This is a genomic window from Parabacteroides sp. An277, assembly GCF_002159645.1.
Classification (GTDB): Bacteria; Bacteroidota; Bacteroidia; order Bacteroidales; family Tannerellaceae; genus Parabacteroides.
Window position 1 is genome coordinate 61,127 of sequence record NZ_NFJB01000001.1, and the last position, 17,067, is coordinate 78,193.

A 17,067-nucleotide genomic window follows, 5' to 3' on the forward strand; every position below is an offset into this window, starting at 1 on the left:
CCATGAATATTTCTCCATTTGCATCGCCTGTGTATGTGATGCTGAAGCCGGTCGGCTCGGTTTGCAACCTGGCGTGTGATTATTGTTATTATTTAGAGAAGAAGAAATTGTATCCGGACGTGAAGAACTATATCCTCTCCGACGAGTTGTTGGAAAAGTTCATCCGCGAGTATATGGAATGCCAAACGATGCAGGAGGTGTTGTTCACCTGGCACGGGGGCGAGACGTTGATGCGTCCGATTAGTTTCTATAAGCGGGCTTTGGAATTGCAACGCAAGTATGCGGGCGGACGGCGGATTGATAATTGCATCCAGACGAATGGCACGCTCCTTACCGACGAGTGGTGCCGTTTCTTTCGGGAGAACAATTTCCTCGTCGGGATATCTATCGACGGGCCGCAGGAGTTCCACGACGAGTACCGGCGCAACCGGCAGGGCCAGCCTTCGTTCTACAAAGTGATGAAGGGGATTGATTTGCTCAAGAAGCATGGTGTGGAATACAACGCGATGGCGGTGGTGAACGATTACAACGTCGATTATCCGCACGAGTTCTACCAGTTCTTCAAAGATATGGATTGCCATTATATCCAGTTCGCGCCGATTGTGGAGCGCATGGGACGCCATGCCGACGGGACGGTGCTCGCCTCGCCGGAGCAGGGCGAGGAGGTGCAGTTGGCTCCCTTCTCGGTCGATGCGGAGAAGTGGGGTGATTTCCTTTGCGCCCTCTTCGACGAGTGGGTGCAGACGGACGTGGGCATTTATTTCATCCAGTTGTTTGATTCGACGTTGGCGAATTGGATGGGCGTGATGCCGGGTGTCTGCTCGTTGGCGCGGACCTGCGGTCATGCGGGTGTGATGGAGTTTAATGGCGACGTGTATGCGTGCGACCATTTCGTCTTCCCGGCGTATAAGCGGGGAAATATCCGCACGCAGACATTGACCGAGATGATGTACAGCCGGGAGCAGTTGCAGTTTGGTGTAGACAAGCAGGAGAAGCTCCCCGGACAGTGCAAGGCGTGCGAGTTCCTTTTCGCGTGCAACGGCGAATGCCCAAAGAATCGTTTCTTGCGGACGGCGGATGGCGAACCGGGTTTGAACTACCTTTGCCGAGGTTACAAGAAGTTTTTTGCGCATGTGGCTCCGTTCATGGATTTCATGAAGCAGGAGTTGCGAGCCGAGCGTCCGCCTGCCAATATCATGCAGCACGTTCGCAAAGAGAATGGGAAATTAATAATCACGGAATAGATGGAAAAAGTGAATAATAAACCGTGGCAAATGTGCCGCTGTCGGGTCGGGAATGTACTGGTGTCGCGGGAGAATCCGGCGGATTTCGTCGAGTATCCCCAGGGAATCCAAGCGGACTTGGCGCGGTTCTTCGGGGAATGGTTTTCCGACGCTCCGACACTCTCGGTGCATACTTCCGGCTCGACGGGCGAACCCAAAGTGTGGCGCGTGCGCAAGGAGCAGATGATGAACAGTGCCCGCATCACGTGCGAGGCGTTGGGACTTCGTGCAGGCGACCGCGCCCTGCTGTGTATGCCTCTGGATTACATCGCGGGGAAGATGGTGGTGGTGCGCGCGCTGGTTGCCGGGCTGGAGCTGGTGGTGCGCGAACCTTCGGGGCATCCGCTGGCGGATATCGTTGAACCGTTGCATTTTGCGGCGATGGTTCCGCTTCAGGTGTATGATTCGTTGCAAATAGAAGAGGAGGAAAAACGGTTGGCGGCGGTGGGCAACCTGATTATCGGGGGCGGCGCGATCGACCGGGCGCTGGAGGAGAGGCTCCGCGCGATGCCGAACCGCGTCTACTCCACGTATGGCATGACGGAGACGCTCTCCCACATCGCCCTGCGCCGGCTGAACGGACCGGAGGCATCCGCTTTTTACCGCCCTTTCCCCTCGGTGCGCCTTGCGTTGTCGGAGGAACAGACGTTGGTGATCGACGCGCCGTTGGTGTGCGACGAGCTGCTGCATACGAACGATGTGGCGGAGATTCGCGCGGACGGCTCGTTTCGCATCCTGGGGCGGCGGGACAATATCGTGAGCAGCGGCGGCATCAAAATCCAACTGGAGCAGGTGGAGGAGGCGTTGCGTCCCCTCATGCCCGTGCGTTTCGCCCTCACGTCGGTGCCCCATCCCAAGTTTGGCGAGGCGTTGGTGCTTCTGCACGAGGGCGATGCGTTGCCGCAAGAGGTTGTGGCGCGGATGCAGGCGTTGCTCCCGAAGTACCAGCAGCCGAAATACATTTTCGCGGTCGATGCCATCCCGCTGACGGGGACGGGGAAGATAAGCCGCGCCGCCTGCCGGGAGTTGGCCCGGTGCAGTTGGTCGTTGGAAGTCTTCAAAAAGGATTCTCTCCGGTGAGAGTGGTCGTTGAGGGCCTTCAAAAAGGATTCTCTCCGGAGAGCGTGTTCGTTGAAGGTCTTCAAAAGCGGACTTCGCCGGTGCAGTAGGATGAGGAAAAGATAAAATGACATATAAATGCAATGCAAATGAAAAATGTAGTATTACCCATGGCGGTTTGCGCCCTGTTTGCGTGCTTCCCGACGGAAGGAATGCAAGCGGCAGAGGGGCGCGAGGCCGCGTTTGAGCAGGCGGATTGTGTGACGCTGCTCGACAGTACGGCGGTATCGGTGCAGGAGACCGGCTCCGGCTCGTTTGCCGTCTACAAGAAGTTTAAAGTACAGACGATGGCGGGGGGCGTGGCGAACCACGTCATCAAGTATGATTACGATCCGCTCACGGCCTTTGCCGAGTTCAAGCAGGCGACGATTTACCGCGCCAGCGGCGATGTGGTGAACGTGGACGTGACGCAGGCGTGCGACTATGCCGCTCCGGCGCGTGCCATTTATTGGGGTGCCCGGCAGATTATGCTCGACTTGGGCCGTCTGGAGCCGGGTGATGTGGTGGAATATGAAATTGCGAAGAAGGGATTCACCTATGCCCTGTTGGCAGGGCCTGAAGAGGACGAATCGCGGTTCATCCCCCCGATGCGTGGCCAGTTCTACGACATCGTGCCCTTCTGGGTGAGCGAGCCGACGGTGCGCAAGGTCTATCAATTGAGTATTCCGCAGTCGAAAGAAATCCAGTTCCAGTTCTTCCAGGGCGAATGTGCTTCGTCGATGTATTACGACGAGGGACGGAAGGTCTATACCTTCGCGGTAGATGATGCCGTGCCCTTCCGCCGCGAACCGAACATGGTGGATTTGTTCGACTCTGCCCCGAAACTGATGCTCTCCTCTACGCCAGAGTGGAAAGACAAGTCGCTTTGGTTTAACAAAGTGAACGAGGATTACGGCAGCTTCGAACCAATACCTGAAGCGCAGGCAAAAGTGAACGATCTTATCAAGGGAAAGAAGACGGAAATGGAGAAAATCGCTGTCCTCACGCATTGGGTAGCCGACAATATCCGCTATTCCGGCATCTCGATGGGAAAAGGCGAGGGCTATACGCTCCACAACCTGAAGATGAACTACACCGACCGCTGCGGCGTCTGCAAGGACATCGCGAGCACGTTGATTTCCTTCCTGCGCATGGCGGGCTTCGAGGCTTACCCCGCGATGACGATGGCGGGGAGCCGCGTGGAGAAGATTCCGGCCGACCACTTCAATCATTGCGTGGCAGTGGTGAAACTCTCGAATGGGACCTATATCCCGCTCGACCCGACATGGGTTCCCTTCGTCCGCGAAGTATGGAGTAGTGCCGAACAGCAGCAGAATTACCTCCCCGGCGTGCCCGAAGGTTCAGACTTGTGCATTACACCGGTTTCCGCTCCGGAGAATCATTATTTGCGCTTGAAGGCGAAGAACCGGCTGGAGGCAGACGGGACGCTGAAGGGCGAACTCATCGTCGAGGCCGAAGGGCAGACGGATGCCAGCGTGCGCCGCGTGTTCACCTCCGGCTGGCTCTCCGACTGGAAGAACACGATGGAGCAGCAGCTCCTGAACGTATCGCCGAGCGCGAAGATGACGAGTATCGACTGGGGCAAGAATCCGAAAGATTACCAAGCCGCCCCGATACGCCTGGTGTTCCGCTACGAGATTCCGGACTATGCCGTGAAGACGGACGACGCCCTGCTCGTCAAACCAATGGTGATGAACAACCTTTACCATTCCGTGAAGAGCTTCCTGCGCATCGACACGAGCCTGGAAGAGCGCAAGTATGGCTTCAAGGATGCTTGCTCGCGCCTCGTGGAGCAGGAGGAGAGCATCCAGCTCCCGGCGGGATATGGCTGGGACGTTGCGGAAGCTAAGCGTTCGGATGTTTCATCTCCGGTAGCATCGTTTGAGGGTTCCATCCAAGAGGAAGATAATAAAATCCTCCTCAAGCAGAAATTGGAATTGAGGAAGCGGGTGTACGAAGCAGCCGATTGGGACGGGTTCCGCAAGCCGGTCGACGAATTTAAATCCTATGGCGATTATTTGGTAATTAAGAAGAAGTAAGGAGGAAATAATATGAAACATAAAATAGTATCGTATGCAATCGTACTCGTATGCTTGTTGGGTGGCCTCTTTTCTGCGCAAGCAGCCTCTGATGCGGAGTACAAAAAACTCTCGAAGGCCTGGACATGGAACGCCGACGGGAGCCAAGAGTTCCATTACAATATGGAGTTGACGATTTATACCCATACCGCGATGCGCAGCGCGTATGGCGAAACCTTCATCGTCTATAACCCCGAATACCAGACCCTGAAGATTAACGAATCCTATACGAAACAGGCCGATGGGACGATTGTCAAAACGCCCGACAATGCGTTCGTGGAGGTCTTGCCTCGTGCGGCAGCTAATGCACCGGCCTACAATCACCTCAAAGAGATGGTCATCGTGCATACGGGATTGGAATTGGGTGCGACGATTTATTTGGATTACACGCTGACCTCGAAAGCGGGTTATCTTCCGGCGTTGGACATCCTGGAACCGCTCCAGCAGAGCTCGCCGGTCAAGGAATATAACCTTTCTATTTCCGTACCGGAGGGCGATGACCTCTTTTATGGTATGAATCCAGCTCAAAAGGCGAACGTGCAAGTGAAAGAGGGAATGCGCACGGTCTCTTGGCGGTTGCGTAATGTGGAAGCTCGTCCGCATGTGGCAGGATTGAATCCCTTGTTCGACGGTTCCCCGCTTTTCTATGCTTCGAGTTATGATTCGGAAGCCGATGCGCTCCGTTCTTTATACGCGCAGTTCGAAACGAAAGAAAGCATGCCGCTTCTCTCCTTGGCCGAGACGCTGACGGAAGGCAAGACCGGCGAGCGCGAAAAACTGCAAGCTATCCTTTCGTTTGTACAAAAGGATTTCGCGCATTGTGCCCTTTCGTTGGCCGAGACGGGATACCGCATCCGCGATGTCGAAGAGGTGATTCGTTCAGCTTACGGAACGGAAACCGAGCTGCTCAACCTCTTGCAGGGACTGTTGAATGCGGCTCAGATTCGGACGGAAATCGGTGTGCTTTATCCGAAGGATGCTCCGGAGGATAGCTTTGGCCTGGCAGCGGCCCATCTTTTCCTGAAGGCGGAAGCAGACGGCGAAACTTATCTCCTGAATGCTTCGGATCCGACGATGGACCGCGCCGGATGGTTCGCACCTCGTGCACGTGTGGTCGATTTGAAATCGGATAAGCCTCTCGAGCTTCCGGCTGTTTCTCCGGCCTTGCATTATCAATACGCCCTTTCATGGGACGGAGACAAGGTCGTGGCGAAAACAACGTCTACCGTGCCGCCTTGTTTCATTTCCTATTTGGCTGCGTCTGATACGGTTCCGGCGCAAACCCTTCCTTTGGAGAAGGCGGGTGTTTATACCCTGATTGCTTTGCCCGATGCGGCAGACGGAGCATCTCATGCCGGTTATGCTTCGATGAATACGACGCGCCCCTGTAACCTCCTGTTGCCCTACGCGCCCGACGAGACATACACCTACACCCTGACGCTCCCCGAAGGATGCCGCGTGGCCACACCGGTAGGAGAGAAAATGTGCTCGAATGCGGCCGGGACGATGCAATTCATCCTCACTCAAAAAGGCAACGAGGTGACGGTGACACGCTCGCTGAAGGTGAACCAACCGCTCATCACACCGCGGCTCTATGCCGATTTCCACGCATTGATGGCTGCTTGGGTTAATCCGAACTATACGCACTTGCTCGTCCGGTAAGAAAATAGTTTCGAATTTGAAAACAAGAACGCGGAGACAGCTGGGAAATTTCAATTCCCGTGTTTCCGCGTCTTTTTTATAAAAATCATCAGACTGTCCGATGAGGAAAATTTGCATGAAGCTAGAAGCGCTGCATCTAGTTTGCCGCAACGCAGCGAGAAGCAAGAAGCGTTGCATCTAGTTTGCCGCAGCACAGCGAAAAGCAAGAAGCGTTGCATCTAGTTTGCCGCAGCACAGCGTGGAGCTAGAAGCGCTGCATCTAGTTTGCCGCAGCACAGCGAGAAGCTAGAAGCGTTGCATCTAGTTTGCCGCAGCACAGCGAGAAGCTAGAAGCGTTGCATCTAGTTTGCCGCAACGCAGCGAGAAGCTAGAAGCGTTGCATCTAGTTTGCCGCAACGCAGCGAGAAGCTAGAAGCGTTGCATCTAGTTTGCCGCAGCACAGCGAGAAGCTAGAAGCGCTGCATCTAGTTTGCCGCAGCGCAGCATGAAGCAAGAAGCGCTGCTTCTACCCGTTTCTATTATTATTATTTCAATAAAAAATCGTCGATTTGTTTGACAAATTCCTCTTTCGGCAAAGCCCCTTGCGCCATCATGGGCGTCCCTTTGGTGGGGATGAAGAGGATGGTGGGGATGCTGCGCACGCCGAAAGCGGCCGCCAGCTCTTTGTCGAGGTCTACATTTATCTTATAGATGAGAATCTTCCCTTTATATTGCGCCGCTAATTCCTCTAAGATAGGTGAGACGGCACGGCACGGTCCACACCAGTCGGCGTAGAAATCCACAATGCAGGGGAGCGTACCTTCGTATTTCCATTCGTTCGGATTCTTTTCGTAATTGAACACGCGCGTAAGAAATTCGGCTTTGTTCAGGTGGATAACTTTTCCTTCGGCCTCTGTAGCTATTGCGGTCGTTGCGTCTTTGTCCGTGAGTTCCTTCCCGTTGTTGGCTGATAAAGTACAGCTAAACGAAGCGCATAAGGCGAGAAGACATAGCAAATTTCGCGTCTTTTGCATACTAATTTTTTTGTTATAATGAATAGTGAAATGTTCGTTGCATAAATAATAGCGCAAAAATACGAAATCTTTTTGGTTAACTATTGCATAGCGTTTCTTTTTTTGTACCTTTGTTCAAAAATGTAAAATCAACAACATAACAAAAACACAGACAAGTATCATGAAAAAGAAGATTCTTTTTGCAATGACGTTGGCTACAGCGATGGCGTGGTCGACGAATGCCGAGACTTTCGATCCTGTAGAATATGTCAACCCGTTGGTAGGCAGCGAATCTACGTTCGAACTCTCAACAGGAAACACGTATCCTGCTACGGCTCGTCCGTGGGGTATGAATTTTTGGACGCCGCAAACCGGCAAGATGGGTGATGGATGGCAATATCAATACACTGCCACGAAAATCAATGGGTTTAAACAAACGCATCAGCCCAGTCCATGGATAAATGATTTTGGCCAGTTTGCGATTATGCCTGTAGTCGGCAAACCCGTATTCAGCCAGTCAGAACGTGCCAGTTGGTTTTCGCACAAGGCGGAGGTTTCCAAGCCTTATTATTATAAGGTATATCTGGCGGAACACGATGTGGTGACTGAATTTACGCCTACGGAACGTGCGGTAATGTTTCGTTTTACCTTCCCCGAGAATGATTCTTATGTGGTAGTTGATCCATTCGATAACGGTTCGTATGTAAAAGTGCTTCCTGAAGAGAATAAGATTATCGGTTATACGACAAAGAATAGCGGGGGCGTGCCGGAAGGATTCAAGAACTATTTTGTCATCCAATTTGATAAACCTTTTACCTACCAAGCGACCGTATCTGATGGTGTCTTGACTGAAAACAAACTGGAGCAAGAGGCCAAACATGCGGGAGCCATTATCGGATTCAAAACGAAAAAAGGTGAAGTAGTACATGCACGGATTGCCTCTTCATTCATTAGTTATGATCAAGCGGAATTAAACTTGAAAGAGCTGGGCGACGATTCTTTTGAAACCTTGAAAGAGAAAGGAAAGCAAGCCTGGAACGAACTTTTGACACGTGTAGAAGTAGAAGGTGGCAACTTGGAGCAGTATCGTACGTTCTATTCGTGCCTTTACCGCTCGTTACTTTTCCCGCATAAATTCTATGAAATCAACGAGAAGGGAGATATCGTACATTATAGTCCGACTACGGGTGAAGTTTTACCTGGTTATTATTATACAGGAACGGGGGTATGGGATACATTCCGCTGTCTCTTCCCGCTCTTGAACTTGCTTTATCCATCTGTGAATAAAGAAATGCAAGAGAGTTTTCTGAATGCTTACCGTGAGAGTGGTTTCTACCCGGAATGGTCAAGTCCTGGACATCGGGGATGTATGGTCGGAAACAATACGGCTTCGGTTTTGGCGGATGCTTATTTGAAGGGAGTGAAGGTAGAAGATACCGAAACACTCTGGAAAGGACTGATGGCATCTGTAAATGGCGTACATCCTACTGTGTCTTCTTCCGGTCGTTTGGGATATGAATATTATAATGAGTTAGGTTATGTGCCTTATGATGTGAAGATAAACGAGAATGTAGCGCGTACGTTAGAATATGCGTATGATGATTGGTGCATTTATGAATTGGCTAAAGCGTTAAAACGTCCGCAAAAAGAAATCGACTTGTTTGCAAAACGCGCCCTGAACTATCAAAACGTATTTGACCCGGAGCACAACTTGATGCGGGGGAAGAATAAAGACGGAAAATTCCAAACTCCCTTCTCGCCGTTGAAGTGGGGCGATGCTTTTACGGAAGGAAACAGTTGGCACTATTCATGGTCTGTCTTCCACGACCCGCAGGGTTTGATGGATTTGATGGGCGGACGTGAGGTCTTTGTGCAAATGTTGGATTCGGTTTTTGCTGTTCCACCTCTTTTCGATGATAGCTATTATGGACAAGTGATTCATGAAATTCGTGAAATGCAAGTAATGAATATGGGAAACTATGCACACGGGAATCAACCTATTCAACACATGATTTACCTCTACAATTATGCGGGCGAACCGTGGAAGGCCCAATATTGGTTGCGCCAAGTGATGGATCGCATGTACACACCGAATCCGGATGGTTATTGTGGAGATGAAGACAACGGACAGACTTCGGCTTGGTACGTCTTCTCGTCGTTAGGTTTCTATCCCGTATGCCCGGGTACGTCTCAGTACATTATTGGTGCGCCGCTCTTCAAGAAAGCGACATTGCATTTCGAGAATGGAAAGACGTTGGAGATTAATGCTCCACAAAACAGCGCAGAGAATATCTATATCGAATCGATGAAGCTGAACGGACAGACTTATACGAAGAATTACTTGGATTATAACGACTTGATGAAAGGGGGCGTATGGGATGTCGAGATGGGCGACACGCCTAACAAGACGCGCGGAACGCAAGCATCCGACTTACCTTATTCATTTTCAACACAACATTAATTGAATACCGTATCTAAAAGGAAGAAAAGAATGAATACGAAAATAAAATCTATCTGTGCGATATGTGTCTCTGCACTTTGGCTGCTATCTTGTGCTCCGAATACGGGGACACAGGTGCAGACACTATCGCCTATTGAATATGTGAATCCCTATATTGGGAATATTAGTCATTTATTGGTGCCTACCTATCCTACGGTTCATTTGCCCAATAGCATGATGCGTGTTTATCCGGAGCGGGCAGATTTTACAGGAGACCGTTTAGGTGGTTTGCCGTTAATCGTCACGAGCCATCGAGGAAGTTCGGCCTTTAATCTCAGTCCTTATCAAGGTGAAGAGGGTAAACTACTTCCTGTCATGCCGTTGAGTTACGACCAAGAGCAACTGACGCCCTACCGTTACCAAGTCTATTTGGATGAGGAGAATGTGGAGGTTGATTTTGCTCCTTCCCGCCAAAGTGCTGTATATAGTTTGACTTTCGAAGATCAAGATGCGCCGGCTTATTTGGTATTTAATTCTCGCAAGGGGGAAATGCAGGTAGAAGGAAATGTCGTGAGCAGTTATCAATATATAGATGGCAAAACGAGAGTTTATCTTTATGCTGAAATAGATAAAACGCCGGATAAAGCCGGTATGTTGGCAAACGGGGCAATCCAAGCGGCTCAGAAAGCTGAAGGGGAGAATGCAGCCGTAGCATTGGCTTTCCCAGCTCAGGTAGGAGAAGTGGGGATTCGTTATGGTATCTCTTACATTGATGTGGAGCAGGCTAAAAAGAACCTCCAGCGCGAAATTGCGGCCTACGATGTGAACGTGGTTGCCAAAGCCGCCAAGGATGCCTGGAATCGAGCGTTAGGTAAGATTGTCGTGGAAGGCGGAAGCGAGGACGACAAGACAGTCTTTTATACTTCACTTTATCGTTGCTACGAACGTCCTATCTGCATCAGCGAGGATGGCCGTTATTACAGCGCGTATGATGGGAAAGTTCACGACGACGAAGGGCGTCCTTTTTACGTGGATGATTGGATTTGGGATACCTATCGCGCGACTCATCCGCTTCGTTCGATGATCGAAACCGAGTTGGAAGGCAATATCATCCAATCTTATCTTCTCATGGCCGAACAGATGGGTACGAATTGGATGCCTACTTTTCCCGAAATCACAGGTGATTCGCGCCGCATGAATTCGAACCATGGCGTAGCAGCCGTCATCGATGCGTACCGCAAAGGCGTACGTGGTTTCGATTTGGAAAAAGCGTATGAGGCTTGCCGTGCGGGTATTGAAGAGAAGACCCTCATCCCTTGGTCGGCGAAACCGGCAGGTTGGCTGGACGATTTTTACAAAGAGCATGGTTACATCCCTGCGCTTCGTCCGGGCGAAAAAGAAACGGTTCCGAATGTTTCTATCTGGGAGAAACGTCAGCCCGTAGCTGTTACCTTGGGTACGGCCTACGACCAATGGTGTCTTAGCCAGATCGCACAAGAATTGGGAAAAGCCGACGAGGCGGCCCATTACCTGAAGTGCTCTTATAATTACCGCAATTTATTTAATCCGGAGACGCATTTCTTCCATCCGAAAGATAAGGACGGGAAGTTCATTACGCCGCTGGATTACCGTTACGATGGTGGCTTGGGTGCGCGGGATTATTACGACGAGAACAATGGGTATATCTATCGTTGGGACGTGCAGCATAATGTGGCCGATTTGATTGCCCTCATGGGGGGAAACGAAGCTTTTACTGCTGGGCTGGACTCGATGTTCAACACGCCGCTGGGCATGTCGAAATGGCAATTCTATTCCTTTTTGCCTGACCATACGGGGAATGTCGGGATGTTCTCGATGGCCAACGAACCTTCGATGCACATTCCTTACTTGTATAATTATGCCGGCAAGCCTTGGATGACGCAGAAGCGTGTCCGTATGTTGCTCGACCAGTGGTTCCGCAACGATTTGATGGGCGTGCCGGGCGACGAGGATGGTGGTGGTTTGGCTTCCTTCGTGGTATTTAGCCAGATGGGATTCTATCCAGTGACGCCAGGTATGCCGTCGTATAATATTGGCAGCCCGGTTTTCTCGCACGTGAAGATGACGTTGAGTAATGGCAAAGTGTTTGAAATCAAAGCAAATAATGCTTCCGACGAGAACAAATACATCCAGTCTGCCCGTCTGAATGGGAAGCCGCTCGACCAGGTTTGGTTCACGCACGAAGATATCCAAAACGGAGGCGTGCTCGAGCTTGAGATGGGTCCTCGCGCCAACAAGACTTGGGGCGTGGCGGTTCCGCCTCCTTCAGCCGATCCGATGCCATAAGCGTGTTGGTTTCTAATCCAGCCGGATATCCCTTCTCCTCTGCGCGAGGCAAGGGGTATCCGGTTTTCTTTTGCTTTTCTGCTTAAAGAAAAGTCGTTATATACGAAGAAAAATGGTAGAAGCCGGTCGAAAAAGTCGAAAGATACGGGGAATTCTCTATCTTTAGGCTAAAGATATATATCTGCAGCTTAAAGATACATATCTGCAACCTAAAGATATGTATCTTTAACCTAAAGATAGAACTTTCCTCGGAGGTATTTAACTTTTCCTTGGAGCTTAGGAAGTTTTCTTTGGATATATTGATTTATTTCGTAGGTAGATAGGCGGAAAAGTCGTATCTTTGTCAAAAACTTGAAAATATGATGAAAACTCGATTACGTCAATTTGCCGGAGCGGCCTTTTTACTTGTCTTGACAGGCTGCTCGTCTCCCACCGTGGAAGTAGGAAACCTGAAAGTAATCCCTTTGCCGCAAGAGGTATTTCAGCCCATGACGGAAAAACCGTTTGTAATGAATGCGCGGACCGTGGTTTATTGCCAGCCAGACAATGAAGCCTTGGTGCGTACGGCGCATTTCGTAGTCTCGTATGTGAAAGAGCTGACGGGCATCGAGATGGAGGTCGTAGACAAGCGTCCTTCGTCGAATGTGATTGTCCTTTCGGTCTCGAATAATGCCAAAGGGAAAGATGCTTACCGGATGGACGTAGCCGAAAATAGAGTCCTGATAGAGGGCGGAAGCGAAGCGGGCGTGTTCTATGGTGTACAGACTTTATACAAGGCGCTGCCCATCGTGAAAGGGACGGAAAAGGTGGCCGCGCTGCCTGCCGGTTTGATAGACGACGCGCCCCGTTTCCCGTATCGCGGATTTATGATTGACGTGGGCCGGCATTATTTCCCCGTCTCTTATTTGAAGGAGATGATCGACTTGATGGCGATGCACAACATCAATTATTTCCATTGGCATCTGACGGAAGACCAGGGTTGGCGTATCGAGATAAAGAAATACCCGAAGCTGACGGAAATTGGCTCTGTGCGCGATTCGACTCTCATCGACCCCGTTACGCGCGAGTACGACGGCGTTCCGCATAGTGGATTTTATACTCAAGACGAAGCACGGGAGATTGTGCGCTATGCAGCTGAACGCTTCATCACGGTGATACCGGAAATCGACATGCCGGGACACATGATGGCGGCGCTTGCTTCCTATCCAGAATTGGGGTGTACAGGTGGCCCTTATACGATACCAGGACGTTTTGGTGTCCACAAAGAGGTACTTTGCGCTGGTAATCCGAAAACCTTGCAGTTTGCGAAAGATGTGTTGGAGGAGATAATGGATATCTTCCCTTCTCCTTATATCCATATTGGCGGGGATGAGTGCCCGAAGAAGCGTTGGCGGGAATGCCCTAAGTGTCAGGCTAAAATCCGCGAGCTGGGTATAAAGGAGACACCCGAACATACGAAAGAGAACCAACTCCAGACCTATTTCATGGGTGAAATCGAGAAGTTTGTGAACGAACATGGTCGGCAGATATTAGGATGGGACGAGATATTGGAAGGCGGATTGACTCCTAATGCGACGGTGGTCTCCTGGCGAGGTACGGAAGGCGGCATCGCAGCTGCACGGCAACATCATCCGGTCATTATGGCTCCTATTCAATATCTCTATTTTAGCAATCCGCGGTGGAATAAGATACCGGGGGTAAATAGTGTGAAGCGAGTCTATTGTTTCGAGCCTGTTCCGAAAGAACTGACGCCGGATGAGCAGCAATTCGTGATAGGTGTGCAAGGATGTCTTTGGACGGAATGGACAAAAGATAGCCTCAAGATGGAATGGCAACTGTTGCCTCGCATGGCAGCCCTCTCAGAGATTCAATGGACAGAGCCAGATAAAAAAGACTTCGAAAGCTTCAAGAAGCGTTTGCCGGCGATGTTGGAGAAGTATACCGTACGCGGGTATCATTACCGGGAAGATATCCACGACACCACGATTGTAGAACTTCCAGTCGACTCGGTGCTGTATCATGATTGAAATAATAAAGTACATGTGGAGACAAATAGGAGCGGGGCTCCTCTTCATGGCAGGCGGGTGGATCAGCTCGCCTGTCTTGGCACAAGAGCATCCGGTGGATTCGGTCGTGCATTCGCGGGACACGCTTCCCCAACAGACGTTGATGATAGACGGAAAGCCTATGACGGAGAAGCAAATGCGTCGTTACTATAAGCAAATGCGGAAGGATTCCATTCGTGCTACGAAGGATGTCTGGTGGTCTGTCTTGGGTGGTCCGTCTTATACGCCCGAAGCCTCGGTTGGAGTAGGCGGTGCAGTCTTGGCGAGTTTCCGTTTCCATAAGAACGATACCATTACGAAGCGTTCCTTTATCCCGGCAGGCGTTAATTTATCTTTGAACGGGACTATCGTGGTAGCAGGAGCCGGTACTCTTTTCTTTAAGGAAAATCATTTCCGTATTTATTTGAATTATAGCTTCCGCAACGAACCCAGCCATTATTATGGCAAAGGTTACGAGACGATTGAACACGTCGAGCGTGGCGATTCGACCACCAAATACCATCGTACCTATTTCCAATTCTATCCTCGCTTCGTTTGGGAAGTGAAACCTCATTTTTTTGCGGGAACGCTCCTCGACTTGAATTATACCAAGGCGATGGATATCAATCCGGTCATGGCAGCGGATGCTTATTTCAGGAAGTTTAAGTCCAAATATGTAAATGTTGGCATAGGCGGCCTGTTGCAATACGATACGCGCGACGATGTGGCGACTCCTACTCGGGGGGTGCTTCTTAGCGCCATGGCGAAAGTGTATGGTAAATACTTAGGAGGGGCTTACAATTACGAAATGTTCGAGTTGGAATACCGTCAGTTCAAGAATGTGTTCCGTCCGCGAAGTACGTTGGCATGGGTGGCTCGCACGCAGATGAGTGTCGGAGACGTACCCTATTCGGAATTGCCCTCTTTTGGGTCGCCTTTCGACCTCCGTGGGTATTATATAGGCCAATATCGAGATAAGTCGATGGCGTATGCGATATTGGAATACCGCCACATGTTTGGTAGCCCGGCTCAATACCGTAGCGGGAATTTCTGGGCAAAGTGTGGATTTGTCGCTTGGGTCGGAACGGGTACCATTGGTAATGCTCCGCTTGTAGACTGGAATAAATGGAAGCTTAATTATGGAGTGGGTGTTCGTTTCCAAATCCAACCGGGGAAAAACTTCCGTCTTGATTTTGGTAAAGATCCTGACAACAAGGGAATCTCTTTTTATATGAATATGACAGAGGCTTTCTGACGCGTGTCTGGGCTTCCTGAAGTCGTCAGATGCCTATGAAAGTCCCTCGTAGAGCTGCAGGGCGGTTTCGTACATGAAAGCCGTGCGGCAGTTCCCGGTGTATTCAAGAAGTACCGGCAAGGCGAAAGAGACATGAAATGCCCCATCAAATAAGCTGGATTTATGAGATATTTCGTACCTTTGCACCGCGAAAAAGGAATCTATTAGGAAATACATAAAATATAAACATATTACAATGGCAAAAGAACTGAAAGAGCTTACCCCGAGGAGCGAGAATTACTCCCAGTGGTATCAGGATTTAGTAATTAAAGCAGACCTCGCCGAGAACTCGGCTGTACGGGGTTGTATGGTGATTAAGCCTTACGGATATGCTATCTGGGAGAAAATGCAGCACATTCTGGATAGTAAATTTAAGGAAACTGGTCATGTGAATGCCTATTTCCCGTTGCTCATCCCGAAGTCGTTTCTAAGCAAGGAGGCGGAGCATGTCGAGGGTTTTGCCAAAGAGTGTGCCGTGGTGACGCATTATCGCCTGAAAACGAATCACGACGGAACGGGCGTCGTAGTAGACCCTGAAGCGAAGCTGGAAGAGGAACTCATCATTCGTCCGACCTCGGAAACCATCATTTGGAATACCTACCGCAACTGGATTCACTCTTATCGTGATTTGCCCGTGCTGTGCAACCAGTGGGCGAACGTCATGCGTTGGGAAATGCGTACGCGCTTATTCCTTCGCACGGCTGAATTCCTTTGGCAAGAAGGCCACACGGCCCACGCGACTCGCGAAGAAGCGGAAGAGGAAGCAAAGAAGATGCAGGGCGTGTATGCAGATTTTGCCGAGAAGTACATGGCTATGCCTGTTATACGCGGCGTGAAATCGGAAAGCGAACGCTTCGCAGGTGCGCTTGATACGTATACGATAGAGGCCATGATGCAGGATGGAAAAGCGCTCCAGGCGGGGACATCGCATTTCTTGGGGCAGAACTTCGGTAAGGCTTTCGACGTGACGTTTGTAGATAAGGATGGCAAGACGGATTATGCTTGGGCTACGTCGTGGGGAGTATCTACGCGTTTGATTGGCGCTTTAATTATGTCTCATTCAGATGATAACGGACTTGTTCTTCCGCCCCACTTGGCACCGCTTCAGGTGGTGATTATTCCTATTTATAAGAGCATGGAACAACTGAACGAGATTCGCGAACGGGTGAACGGCATCGTGGAGAATCTGAAGAAGAGAGGTGTTTCTGTGAAGTTTGACGATGCAGACAACCGCAAGCCGGGTTGGAAGTTTGCTAACTACGAGTTGAAGGGTGTGCCTGTTCGCCTTGCGATGGGAGGACGGGATATGGAGAACGGCACCATCGAAGTGATGCGTCGCGATACGTTGGAAAAGGAGACGGTTCCTGTGGAAGGCATCGAAGACCGCGTGCAAAATCTTCTCGAGGATATCCAAAATAATATTTTCCAGAAAGCGTTGAAGCGTCGCGAAGAACGTACTATTACCGTGGATTCGTACGACGAATTCAAGGAAAAAATCGAACAGGGTTATTTCATTATGGCTCATTGGGATGGTACGCCAGAAACAGAAGAGCGCGTTAAGAATGAAACAAAGGCGACGATTCGATGTCTTCCGCTGGATGGAGATATGACGCCGGGCCGTTGCATGGTGACGGGCAAACCCTCGGCGCGCCGCGTCCTCTTTGCCCGTGCTTATTGAGAAACTGTATATAAATGAACCTGTTGTTTTAATAATTATTATATGAAAGGTCGCTGCCGTGAGGTGTCGACCTTTTCTTTTACGCGGAAAGTGGGGAAGGCGAAAAAATTTTTTCCAAGCTCGCCACGTCGTGGGGAAGGCAGAAAAATTT

10 protein-coding genes are annotated in these 17,067 nt (G+C 50.4%); 9 read left to right on the forward strand and 1 reads right to left on the reverse strand.

Annotated elements, in window-relative coordinates:
* The first annotated feature begins 2 nt into the window (after window positions 1-2).
* From B5F77_RS00255 to B5F77_RS00270, 4 genes are all read left to right on the forward strand, one after another.
* Window positions 3-1,244: an anaerobic sulfatase-maturation protein gene (locus B5F77_RS00255; protein WP_087326034.1), complete on the forward strand. Its 1,242-nt coding sequence runs from the start codon at window positions 3-5 to the stop codon at window positions 1,242-1,244.
* 105 nt (window positions 1,245-1,349) lie between these two features.
* The gene (locus B5F77_RS00260; protein WP_239445696.1) at window positions 1,350-2,363 is read left to right on the forward strand and encodes an AMP-binding protein; all 1,014 of its coding nucleotides are present in this window, start codon (window positions 1,350-1,352) and stop codon (window positions 2,361-2,363) included.
* Between the two features lie 191 nt (window positions 2,364-2,554).
* Entirely contained in the window at window positions 2,555-4,441 is a 1,887-nt protein-coding gene (locus B5F77_RS00265; protein WP_239445697.1) for a DUF3857 domain-containing protein, read from the forward strand.
* Window positions 4,442-4,453: 12 nt separating this feature from the next.
* On the forward strand, window positions 4,454-6,142 hold the full coding sequence (locus tag B5F77_RS00270) for a DUF3857 domain-containing protein (RefSeq protein ID WP_087326038.1): 1,689 nt from the start codon (window positions 4,454-4,456) through the stop codon (window positions 6,140-6,142).
* 524 nt (window positions 6,143-6,666) lie between these two features.
* Here the strand turns inward: B5F77_RS00270 and trxA are convergent.
* Complete coding sequence (gene trxA / locus B5F77_RS00275; RefSeq protein ID WP_087326255.1) at window positions 6,667-7,155, reverse strand: thioredoxin; 489 nt, start codon at window positions 7,153-7,155, stop codon at window positions 6,667-6,669.
* A gap of 160 nt (window positions 7,156-7,315) precedes the next feature.
* On the opposite strand from trxA, the gene B5F77_RS00280 reads away from it, so the two are divergent.
* The 5 genes from B5F77_RS00280 (at window position 7,316) to proS (ending at window position 16,916) form a co-directional block, all read left to right on the forward strand.
* Window positions 7,316-9,595, forward strand: a complete 2,280-nt coding sequence (locus tag B5F77_RS00280) for a GH92 family glycosyl hydrolase (protein WP_087326040.1) — start codon at window positions 7,316-7,318, stop codon at window positions 9,593-9,595.
* A gap of 30 nt (window positions 9,596-9,625) precedes the next feature.
* The gene (locus B5F77_RS00285; protein WP_087326042.1) at window positions 9,626-11,899 is read left to right on the forward strand and encodes a GH92 family glycosyl hydrolase; all 2,274 of its coding nucleotides are present in this window, start codon (window positions 9,626-9,628) and stop codon (window positions 11,897-11,899) included.
* A 362-nt stretch (window positions 11,900-12,261) separates the two neighbouring features.
* Window positions 12,262-13,926, forward strand: coding sequence for a beta-N-acetylhexosaminidase (locus tag B5F77_RS00290; RefSeq protein ID WP_087326257.1), 1,665 nt, complete (start codon window positions 12,262-12,264; stop codon window positions 13,924-13,926).
* A 13-nt stretch (window positions 13,927-13,939) separates the two neighbouring features.
* The gene (locus B5F77_RS00295; protein WP_087326259.1) at window positions 13,940-15,199 is read left to right on the forward strand and encodes a BamA/TamA family outer membrane protein; all 1,260 of its coding nucleotides are present in this window, start codon (window positions 13,940-13,942) and stop codon (window positions 15,197-15,199) included.
* A 235-nt stretch (window positions 15,200-15,434) separates the two neighbouring features.
* Window positions 15,435-16,916: a proline--tRNA ligase gene (gene proS, locus B5F77_RS00305; protein ID WP_087326046.1), complete on the forward strand. Its 1,482-nt coding sequence runs from the start codon at window positions 15,435-15,437 to the stop codon at window positions 16,914-16,916.
* Window positions 16,917-17,067 lie beyond the last annotated feature (151 nt).

Bases quoted from the DNA above. Each gene is read 5' to 3' on its own strand.
- proS (WP_087326046.1), top strand. From the start codon at position 15,435: ATGGCAAAAGAACTGAAAGAGCTTACCCCGAGGAGCGAGAATTACTCC.
- B5F77_RS00280 (WP_087326040.1), top strand. From the start codon at position 7,316: ATGAAAAAGAAGATTCTTTTTGCAATGACGTTGGCTACAGCGATGGCG.
- B5F77_RS00290 (WP_087326257.1), top strand. From the start codon at position 12,262: ATGAAAACTCGATTACGTCAATTTGCCGGAGCGGCCTTTTTACTTGTC.
- B5F77_RS00295 (WP_087326259.1), top strand. From the start codon at position 13,940: ATGTGGAGACAAATAGGAGCGGGGCTCCTCTTCATGGCAGGCGGGTGG.
- B5F77_RS00265 (WP_239445697.1), top strand. From the start codon at position 2,555: ATGCAAGCGGCAGAGGGGCGCGAGGCCGCGTTTGAGCAGGCGGATTGT.
- B5F77_RS00255 (WP_087326034.1), top strand. From the start codon at position 3: ATGAATATTTCTCCATTTGCATCGCCTGTGTATGTGATGCTGAAGCCG.
- B5F77_RS00270 (WP_087326038.1), top strand. From the start codon at position 4,454: ATGAAACATAAAATAGTATCGTATGCAATCGTACTCGTATGCTTGTTG.
- B5F77_RS00285 (WP_087326042.1), top strand. From the start codon at position 9,626: ATGAATACGAAAATAAAATCTATCTGTGCGATATGTGTCTCTGCACTT.
- trxA (WP_087326255.1), bottom strand. From the start codon at position 7,155: ATGCAAAAGACGCGAAATTTGCTATGTCTTCTCGCCTTATGCGCTTCG.